Below are 11,155 nucleotides of genomic sequence, written 5' to 3'. Positions count from 1 at the left end.
TTAGAGAATTTCCATTAATTTATCAAGTTCATCAAGCGTCAGATCATCATCGCCAAGATCGCTAGGCGTAAGCTCAGGTCCGTCTTGGGCCAGGCAGTGATCTATGATTTTCAAGAGGTGCCCTTTAAAGCTGTCACTGAACGATTGAATGGTTTTTTCATGAAATTCGAGAGAATGATAGGCAAACGTCATCGTCATCTGCCCGTTTTCTATAAATCCGACAATATCAAGCGCATTCGGCTTCTCTGTGTCAGGGCTCAGCGATTGTCCTGACGGCATCCCGGATCTTGTAAATAAGCCGGAATCCGACATCTCATTAAACTGGCCTAAGTAGTTAAAGCTGATATCCGGATCAATCTCAAATGAAAGATTCTCTTTATGCTCAGGCGCCGTTACATAACGCAGAATACCGTAGCCGACTCCTTTGTTCGGGATGTGTCTGATGTCTTCTTTCATTTGTTTCAGCTGATATGAAAGATCGTCGGCGTGCTTCATCTCAAGGATCATCGGATACATGCTCGTAAACCATCCGACCGTCCGGGTGATATTCAAGCCGTCAAGAATGTCTTCGCGCCCGTGGCCTTCCAAATGAACGCCGATCGTGTCTTCACCCGTCCACTCTTTCAGCGCCAGTCCGAGCGCCGTGAGCAGGATGTCGTTCATTTCGGTGTGATAGGCTTCATGTACGTTTGTCGTCAGCTGTTCAGTTTGTTCAGGCGTCAGAGAGAAGCTGACCGTTCTCGTATGTTTCATGCGCTGATCACCAGACTGCCTGTCTTTCGGAAGCTGAGTGCACACCTCTTTTTCCTCAAGCTCTCTCCAGTAATCCGCTTCTTTCAGAAACGCCTTCGTATTTGCGTATTCTTTGATTCTCTCGGCAAATTCGGCGAATGAATGTGTTTTCGGCGGCAGCGCCGGTTCATTGCCTTGCTTCAGCTGCGTATAAACGGACGTGAAGTCCTCCAGTAAAATCCGCCAAGATACACCATCCACGACTAAGTGATGGATTGCGAGAAGAAGGTGGTCTCCATCTTCAGCCCGGAAGAGCCCGGCCTTCAGCAGATGTCCTGTTTCCAGTGAAATACTGCTTTGAAGACGGTCTGCTTCCCTTTCGATACGGTCCTCATGGTCTGAAGCAGGTCCGTTCAGCTCAAAGACGTTCAGTTCAACAGACACATCCTCAAGTCCTCTGTAATACGGTTTTTGTTCACGATAAATCATCCGGAGCGCATCATGGTGCACCGTCAGGACATGTAATGTTTTTTCTGTTATCTCCGGATCAAAGCCGTCTTTCGCGTGAAGCATGACGGATTGATTCCAGTGGTGTTTGTCCGTGAAGTTTTTCTCAAAGAACCAGCGCTGGATCGGCGTTAAGTCCGCTTCACCTTCGACAGGGCCCTGGTCGGCCTGCTTGCCTTCCGTCCGCTCCACATAAGAGACGAGTTCTTCGATGGTCGGGTGCTGGAAGAGGTCTTTCATCTCCAATTTATACCCGTGCTGGTTCAGGCGGCTCGCCATTTGGATGCCTTTGATCGAGTCGCCGCCGAGCGTGAAGAAATTATCGCTTACGCCGATCTGGTCAAGACCGAGCACTTCCTGCCAAATGTCAGAAAGCAGCGTCTCCATCTCCGTTTCCGGCGCTTTGTACGCGGCGCTTCCCGCTTCAATGTCCGGTTCCGGCAGGGCTTTTTTATCAATCTTTCCGTTTGCGGTGACCGGAAGCTCGTCCATCTCCACCCAGAACGCCGGCACCATGTAGTCAGGCAGCGTGTCTTTCAGCGCGGCTTTGAGCGTTTCGATATCGTCCTGCTGAGGCGCGACATAGGCGCAAAGCGCGGTATTGCCCGCTTTGTCTTCCACCGCCGTCACCGCTGCGTCATGAACGTCCGCAAGCTGGGCGAGGCGGACTTCGATTTCTGAAAGCTCGATCCGGTAGCCCCGCACTTTGACCTGCTGGTCGATACGCCCGATGTATTCGATGCCACACTGCGCGTTCCATTTGACGAGGTCGCCGGTCCGGTACATGCGCTCGCCGGGCACGAACGGATCGGCGGTAAACCGCTTCGCCGTTTCTTCTTCACGGTTCAGGTATCCGCGCGCAAGTCCGCGGCCTGCCACGCATAATTCACCGGCAATGCCTTCCGGCTGCACCTGATCGCCGTCGCCGAGAATATAAGCTCTCGTATTGGCAATCGCCCGTCCGATCGAAAGCGATCCTTCCTCCGGATTGATGACGCCGCTTGTCGCGACGACGGTGTTTTCCGTCGGGCCGTAGTTGTTGACGATCGTGTACGGCTGTTTCACCGCCCGCTTCAGCTTATCGCCGCCGACGAGAAGCATGCGGAGAGAAGTATTTTCCAGCTCCATAAATTGTTCGGCGAGCTGCGTAGGCAGGAAGGTGATGGTCACGCCGTGCTCTTCGAAATAGTGATTTAAGCGGGTGATATCCAGCCGGATCGCTTCGTCAATGACGTGAAGTTCCGCGCCGATGGTCCATGTCGGGAACATCTCCCAGATGGAGGCGTCAAAACCGAAGCCCGCGTATTTGGCGCTTTTATCATCCGCCGTCATGGCGAATGCGTCGTGATGCCAGAAGCACAGGTTCACCAGCGCATGGTGTTCGACCATGACACCTTTCGGCTGTCCGGTCGTTCCTGACGTGTAAATCATATAAGCGAGATGATCCGCCGTTGTTTCCGTCTGCGGGTTCGCTTCATCGTTTTCATCAAGCGGCAGGCTCAGAATGGAGCGGCTGCCGTCAAGCAGAATCGTTTCTCCGTTGTAGCTGTCCGGCACGTCCAGCGCTTCCTGTGTGAGAAGAAGCTTCGCGCCGCTGTCCTGCAGAATGTAGCTGATCCGCTCTTCCGGATAGTCCGGATCAATCGGCACAAATGCCGCGCCCGCTTTCAGGACGCCGAGTACGCCCGCGGCCATTTCCAAGGAGGGTTTCGTCAGGATGCCGACACGCTCGTCAGCCGTGACGCCGCAGTCCATGAGAATGCGCGCGATGCGATTCGCCCTTGCGTTCAGCTCGCCGTACGTCCATTTCGCGCCGTTATATGCCACGGCCGGCCGGTTCGCGTAGCGGGCGGCCGTTTCTTCAAAGAGACGGTGAACCGTTTTGTCCCGCGGCACAGAGAGTGTTTTTCCTTTCCATGTGTTGAGGAGGGCTTGTTTTTCTGTTTCATTCACCAATGAAAGCTCAGAAAGTTTCGCGGCCGGATTTTCCGCTGCGGCTTCTAACAGTTGAAGCCAGTAATGCTTCCATCTCTCTGCCGTTTCCGGTTTAAACAGCGCGGTGTTATATTCAAGCACAAACGTTAAGCCTTCGTCTGTGTCCTCAGCCGTCATTGTCAGGTCAAACTTGGCTGTTTTTCTGTCAAACGGATGGTGCTTCAGCTCAATTCCTTCCATGACCAGATCTTCCGCATTTGCATTTTGCATTGAAAATACCGCATCAAACAGCGGATTTCTGCTCGTATCACGCTGCACCTCAACCTTTTGCAGAAGGTCTTCAAGCGGATAATCCTGCGCGTCAAATGCATGTAAAGCGGTTTGTTTCACTTCTTTAAGATAGTCCGTGAACGTTTTGTCCGCTTCCGGATACGTACGAAGCGCGAGTGTATTCACAAAAACACCGATGACGTTTGCGAGATCCGCATGTGACCGTCCCGCAACCGGCGAGCCGACAATGATGTCATGCTGTCCGCTCAGTTTTGAGAGAAAGGCGCTGTATGACGCCAGCAGCACCATGTACATGGTAGAATCCGTTTGTTTCGCAAGACTGCGAAGAGCCGACGTCTGTTCCTTAGTCAGAGAAAAGACCAGCTTGTCTCCTTCAAAGGTTTGCACGGCCGGACGGCTGTAATCAGCCGGCAGCGTCAATACCGGAAGCTCGCCGTCAAGCTCCCGAAGCCAATGCTCCTCCTGCTTGCGGTACTGCTCTGATTGAATAAATTTCTGCTGCCATACCGCATAGTCTTTATAATGAATCCGCAGCGGCTCAAGCGTTTCGCCGCCATATAAGCGGGACAGTTCATCTATCAGCACGCCGACTGAAGCGCCGTCCGAAATGATATGGTGCATATCAAACAGCAGCAGGTGGTCATGTTCAGCCAGCTTGACCAGTCCCGTTCTGACGAGAGGAAGCTGATCCAGGCGGAACGGCCGGATAAAGCTCTGAATAATCCGTTCAGCATCTTCTTCAGAGGCTTCATAATATTCCATGTCGATATCAGCTTCCGCCCATATGCGCTGAACCGTTTCTCCATCCTTTATGTCAAATGTCGTTCTGAAGGCTTCATGGCGTTCTGTCAGCTGTTTCATGACGGATTTCAGCTTTTCTGCATCAAGCTTTCCTTTTAAGCGGAGCACAGACGGCATGTTATAGCTTGTTTCAGCGCCTTCCAGCTGCTGAAGCACGAACATCCGCTTCTGCGGTGAAGAAACCGGATACGTTTCCCGCTCGGCCGCCGGTGTGATGCTCTCAGCCGCCTTCCGCTCAGCCCCTTCAATCAGCTGCGCCAGCCCCGCAGCCGTCGGAGAAGTGAACAGATCCTTTAAGGTAAGCTGCACGCCGAATGTCTTCTGGATAAGGGCCAGCTGTTTCATCCCCGCTAACGAGTGGCCCCCGATCTCAAAGAACTGATCATGGACGCCGACACGTTCCATTTGCAGCACCTCAGCCCAAATATCCGCCAGTTTTTGTTCTGTTTCGTTGCGCGGCGCCGTATAAGACACGGCATTCGCTGCGGTCACATCCGGCATCGGCAGCGCCCGTCTGTCGATTTTTCCGTTCCCTGTAAGAGGCAGTTCATCCAATTGAATAAAGACGGACGGAATCATATAAGCCGGCAGATCCTTCGCCGTATGCTCCCTCAGCTCCCGGGAAGAGATTTCTCGGAGGCCGACAACATACGCGCAAAGAAGTTTGTCACCCGCGCCCTGATCCACAGCGAGCACAATGCATTCCTGAATCTGGTCATGGCTTTGGAGCTGATGCTCAATTTCGCCAAGCTCAATCCGCTGACCGCGGATTTTCACCTGATGGTCGATACGTCCGATAAACTCGATATCGCCATTCGGCAGCCATCTGGCCAAGTCGCCCGTTTTATACATCCGTTCACCTTCCTTAAACGGATGCTTTACAAATTTTTCTTCCGTCAGTTCAGGACGGTTGTAGTACCCTTCGACGAGACCTTCCCCGCTGACGCACAGCTCTCCCGCGATACCCGCCGGCTGAATGCGTCCGGCTGAGTTCATGATAAAGACTTCCGTATTGCTGACCGGTTTCCCGATCGGAACGGAGAGCGTATCCTCTTCAATGACATCCACCGGATGGTATGTCGCAAACACCGTGCTTTCCGACGGGCCGTACATATGAAGCAGTCTTCCTTTTCCGACTGCCGCCAGCGCTTTTTTGACATGTTCTACAGACGCTCTTTCGCCCCCGAACATGATTTTCCGAAGCGTCGTCAGACAGGACGGCTCCATATCAACAAGCAGGTGGAACAGGGCCGTCGTAATCATCAGAATGCTGACGTTCTCCCGTTTGATCACACGGGACAGGCGTGACATATCCAGCACCGTATCTTTCGGGACGATCACAAGCTTTGCACCGTTTAACAGCGAACCGAACATATCAAACATAAAAGCGTCAAAGACGTAGTTTGACAGACCGAGCACTGTGTCCTCTTCAGAAACAGTCAAATAGTTCGTGTTTTTTACCGTCCGCAAAATGTTGGCATGTGTGACGATGTTTCCTTTCGGCGTTCCCGTCGTGCCTGATGTATAAGTGAGATTGGCAATCGTTTTGGAATCAAACGGCAATGCGGGATTGCGAGAGTCCTTTTCATAGCTCGCCTCATCATCAGCAAGCACAATGACGCCTTGAAAACCGGCCTTTTCCGCAAGCGGCTTGAGGCTTTGCTGAGTCATGAGCACATTCGCCCCGCTGTCGCGGAAGAAATGCTGAATCCGCTGAACCGGATGCTCAGGATCAATCGGCACATAGGCGGACCCCGCTTTTAACACAGCCATAATGGAAACAATCATATCCATTGACCGTTCACACAGAACAGCCGCGGTTTTTCCGCCGCCTCCGACCGAAAGAATATGCCGCGCAAGCCTGTTGGCGCGTTCATTCAGATGCTGATACGACAGGGTTTCCCCTTCGAACTGAAGAGCCGTCCGGTCAGGGTTCTTTCGGGCTTGTTCTTCAAAGATCTGCACGATCGTTTGCTCTTTCGGGTATACCGTGCGTTCCGGGTTGAATTGCTGTAATTGAGTCAAAGCCTCCCGTTCAGAAAGCAGATCATATTCGCTGATTTTCGCATCCGGCTGAGCTGCCGCGCTCTCCAGCAGACGGACATAGTGCGCAAGCATGCGATCCGCAGTTGAGCGCTTAAACAGCTTCGTGCAATAATCCAAATCAAGCGCAATGCCTTCCGCTGTTTCCCGGGCCTGCATGGTCAGGTCGAATTTGGCGATGTTGAAGTTTGTTTCATGAAGAGACAGCGTCAGATTACCGATCTCCGGAATTCCGTCCGAAGCATTTTGCAGACTGAACATCGTGTCAAATATCGGATGCCTGCTCATGTCCCGGGGCACGTTCAGCTCCTCGGTCAGCCACTCAAACGGATAATCCTGGTGGGAAAACGCATCCAGCACCTGCTTGCGCACATGACCTAACAAGCCGGCAAATGTCTGACCCTGCTTCACGGAGCTTCGCAGCGCAAGCGTGTTGACAAACATCCCGATAAGCCCCTCGGTATCAGAGTGGTTTCTTCCCGCTGATGGTGTTCCCACGATGATGTCTTCCTGTCCTGAATACTTAGAAAGCAGCGTATAGTATGCCGATAACAGCACCATGTAAAGGGTGGCTCCGTTTTTCTCGGCAAGCTTCTGCAGCCGTTCCCGCAGCATTTTCGGCAGCTTGACGGACACGCGGTCACCTTCAAAGCTTTGCACCTGCGGCCGCGGATAATCAGGGAGCAGCTGAAGCACCGGCAGTTCCCCGCTGAAGACTTCTTTCCAGTACGCCCGCTCCTTCTTGTAGCCTTCTTTCGCCCGTTCCGCCTGCCATACGGCATAATCTTTATATTGAATGCGCAATTCAGGCAGCTGATTTCCCCCGTAGATGTCAGCCAGTTCCTTCAGCATGATGGAAATAGACACCCCGTCAGAAATCAGGTGATGCATATCAAACAGCAGCAGATGGCGATTGTGACCGAGCGTTTGCAGGCCGATTCTGAACAGCGGCGCCTCAGATAAATCAAAACGGCGCACAAAGTCCTTCATGACCTGTTCATTCGTTCTTCCGCGCGCTTCGATCATTTCAATATGAAACGGAACATGCTCGCCAATCACTTGTCTCGGCGTGCCGTCCTCTGATTGAAACGATGTTCTGAGCGCTTCATGCCTGCTGATTAAGGCAGAAAATGCACGCTCAAGCTTTTCACGGTCTAAAGCGCCCTCAATCATGGCCGCAGCCGGCATGTTATATCCGACTCCCGCGTCTTCAAATTGGCTTGCGATATAAGTCCGCTGCTGAGCGAGCGAAAGCGGATAGCTCGCCTGCTTCTCAGCCGGCTCAATTGCACTGAATGCCGGTCCTTCGTTTCGGTTTTCCGCATAATCGGCAAGCGCCGCAATCGTCGGATGCTCAAACAAGTATTGCAGCGGAATTTCAACGCCCATTTGCTTATGAATTTTCGTCAGAAGCGTCATTGCCTTTAATGAATGACCGCCTGACTCGAAGAAATGATCATAAATGCCCGCCTTGTCCATTCCGAGGACTTCCTGCCAGATGACGGTGAGCATTTCCTCCGTTTCATTTCTCGGCGCGGCATATTCAGATGAGCTGACAGCCTGCACATCAAGCGCAAACAGCTTTTTGCGGTCCGCCTTCCCGCTCGGCGTGAGCGGAATTTCGTCCGTTTTTGTAAAGTAAGCGGGCACCATGTAATCAGGAAGGTGCTTGGACACATACTCCCTGTACTCGGCAGGGTGAAACTCGGTTCCTTTTTCCTGAACGATATATGCGCAGACATCTAAGCTGCCCTGCTGATCCGGCCGTGCCAGCACGACGGCCTGCGCCGCGCCCGGAGCTTTTCTGAGCACCGTTTCAATTTCTCCCAGCTCAATGCGGTAGCCGCGGACTTTCACCTGATCATCTTCACGGCCGATATATTCGATCGTCCCATCCGGCAGCCAGCGCGCCATATCACCCGTGCGGTACATGCGGCCGCTTCCGTTAAACGGGTCCTGCAAAAACTTCTCTGCGGTCAAATCCGGAAGATTTAAATAGCCGCGGCCTACACCGTCACCCGCGATATACAGCTCACCGGCCGTGCCGTCGGGCTGAAGCCGCTGGTGCTTATCCAATATATACAGACGGGCGTTGCCGAGCGGTTTTCCGATCGGAACGTACGCCGCCTGTTGATTCATTCCGTTATCCGCTGACACCTGATGCACGGACGCATCTACACACGTTTCTGTCGGCCCGTAGACATTCGTCAGACGCGGCGTCCTGCCCGATTGATGAAAGAGCGTCATCAGCTGTTCAGCAACAGCCGCGGACAGGCCCTCTCCCCCAATGAGCATGTGGCGCAATTCAATTCCGCTGACATCTCCCGCCGCAACCATCATCTGCAGATGCGCAGGCGTTCCGTCAGTGGCTTCAATCCGGTTTTGACGATAATAGTCCAGCAGTGCCGAGCCATTCGTCACAGTCGTTTTCGGCACGATATAAAGCGTCTGTCCCAAAAGAAGCGAAGCGAATATCTGTTTGACGGACGCATCAAAATGAAACGGAGCCAAAAGCGCCATTCTTAATGTCTGCTCACCGCATTGATAAATCTCCTGCTGCAGTGATTGCACCAGATGATGAACTTGCCGGTGCTCAATCATCACGCCTTTCGGCCGCCCCGTTGTACCTGACGTGTAGATGATGTAAGCCAGCCGGTCTGATTGAATGCCGACACCGTCCGCAGCCGTCTCATACTGAACAGCCTCGTCAAAATCAATCCGTTCGGCATCCGCTGCAGGCGCCTGTATTCCGGCCTCCGTCAGAACAGCCTTCGCTCCGCTGTCCTCCAAAATGTACTGAATCCGATCCGCCGGAAAGTCAGGATCTATCGGCACATAGGCGCCGCCCGCTTTCAAAATTCCCAATATTGCCGCAATGACACACTCAGAACGGCCAAGCAGCACCGCGACAGGAGAATCGGCTGATATCCCGGCTTGAAGAAGACGTCCGGCAATACGTCCTGACTGTTCATGCAATGTGCGATAGGACAATGTTCGGCCTTCATACACAACCGCGGGTTTGTCAGACAGTGACTTCACTTTCTCTTCAAACAGCCCCGGAATCGTCATCTCCTTGCGGTAATTCACCGGATTGCCGGAGGCCCGTTTCAGCAGCCGCTCTTTCTCGGATTCAGAAAGAAGAGTAAGTTCATCAATTATGCGATCAGGAGATGAAATCGCATCTTCAATCAGCGTGATCAAACGTTCAGAAACAGATTCAATCTCTTCCCCCTTGAAAATGTCGCTGCGATAGTCAAAATCAATCGTCAATTTCCCGGTGTCCCATCGTTCCTTCACATGAATTGAAATATCATTTGTACCGCTTCCGCTGAAAATAGGGTCTGTCAGGAAGGACAGATTCTCTTTTTTCTGCCACTGCATCACCTGGTACTCCAGAGCCACCGTAAACAATCTGCTCAGCGAACTTTTCGAAGCGCGCAAATCATTGACAAGCAGGTTATACGGATACTTTTGGTGGCGGAGAATTTTCATCAAATCCTTCATCCGGCCTTTAACGAATTCCAAGAACGACTGTCCTCCGTCAACGCTTGTCCGCACAGGCACCGTAGATACGAACATCCCGAGCATCTGCTTTTCTTTCGCATTCGTCCGGTTTCCCATAAACGTACCCGTGACAACGTCATCACGACCGGTCACTTTGTAGAGATAAGTGATCAGAGCTGACTGGAACAGAGACAGTACGCTGACTTTATGCTCCTCGCAGAATGAATGAATGCGGCCATATAAGTCGTGAGGAATTTCTTGAGAAAACCGTTTCGCATTAAGACCCGCATCTGCCTGGCTCCGTTTCAGGGACACAAGCTCCGGCACGGTCTCAAACTGCCCGTTCCAAAAATCCCGATCCTTTTTAAACCGCTTCGACTGCACATATTCCTGCTCTGTCAGCACATGCTCAATAAAAGAAGGAATCTCCGTCTGTTCCTCACTTGTCCCGCCTGAAAGCTCCAAATAAATATCAGTAATCGCATTGCCCAGAATCGTCATGGAAATCCCGTCTGAAATAATGTGATGCACATTAGCGTAAAACCAGACCTCATTTTCACTGATCGTGTGCACGGAAAAACGGAATAAATCCTGATCATATAACGCCAGAGGCTTGCCGGCTTCTTCACGCCCCCATTTGGACAGCTCGTCCGCAGAGCAGCCGGCTTGCCTGATATCCGTGTGCCCGATAGAGAGCGGACGGTATTCGCTCACATATTGAACGGGCTCCCCCTCATCATCAAGCCGCAGACGGATTCTCATCGACTCATACCGCCGGACGAATTCCTGTATCGCTTTCTCAACGTAATGAGCCTGTACGCCGTCTTCAGAAATGAGTTTCCCGAAACCGGCTAGATTTGAAATGCTTGTGTTCGGATAGAATTTTTCTGTATACCAGATACGTTTTTGAGCATTTGTTAAAGGATAAAAAGTTATTTCCATATGTGTGCGCCTCCCCTTTTTAAGATAAAGTTGTCAATTCTCCCTTAGAAACAGCCTCCCTCTATGTCCCTAACTCATTCTCAAGCCAAAAGAACCACTTACCTCCAAAAACGATCCCGATTCAATCACCGCCGAAATCCGTCATCCGTTCACCCGCGCAGTCCGAAATGCGGCATCAAATTTATGAGAAATCAAGACAAAAAGCCATTGATTGTAAGCACGAAAGGTTTACCTATTTCTGCATGTATTTCTATATATCTACTTACGTTCACTTTATATGAAAATATTGTTTTTATCACCGAAAAATGGGTGAAAAGTTTCATGCGGCACACCGAAAAAAATCCGACGAATCCAGAGGGTATTTTGCGGCATCCCGCAATTTATTTTCAAAAATATTATT

1 protein-coding gene is annotated in these 11,155 nt (G+C 51.7%); it reads right to left on the bottom strand.

Annotation, left to right across the window (positions count from 1 at the left end; all coding sequences use genetic code 11):
* Positions 1–10,755 carry a surfactin non-ribosomal peptide synthetase SrfAA gene (gene srfAA / locus NYE38_RS01775; protein ID WP_340801379.1) on the bottom strand — a complete coding sequence of 3,585 codons (10,755 nt, stop codon included), beginning with the start codon at positions 10,753–10,755 and terminating at the stop codon, positions 1–3.
* Positions 10,756–11,155: the final 400 nt, after the last annotated feature.

The organism is Bacillus sp. EU63, from assembly GCF_038592915.1.
Lineage (GTDB): Bacteria > Bacillota > Bacilli > Bacillales > Bacillaceae > Bacillus > Bacillus velezensis.
This window is presented reverse-complemented; position numbering and strand designations above follow the sequence as displayed.

Excerpts from the sequence above, each read along its gene's own strand:
- srfAA (WP_340801379.1), bottom strand. The coding sequence starts at position 10,755 with ATGGAAATAACTTTTTATCCTTTAACAAATGCTCAAAAACGTATCTGG.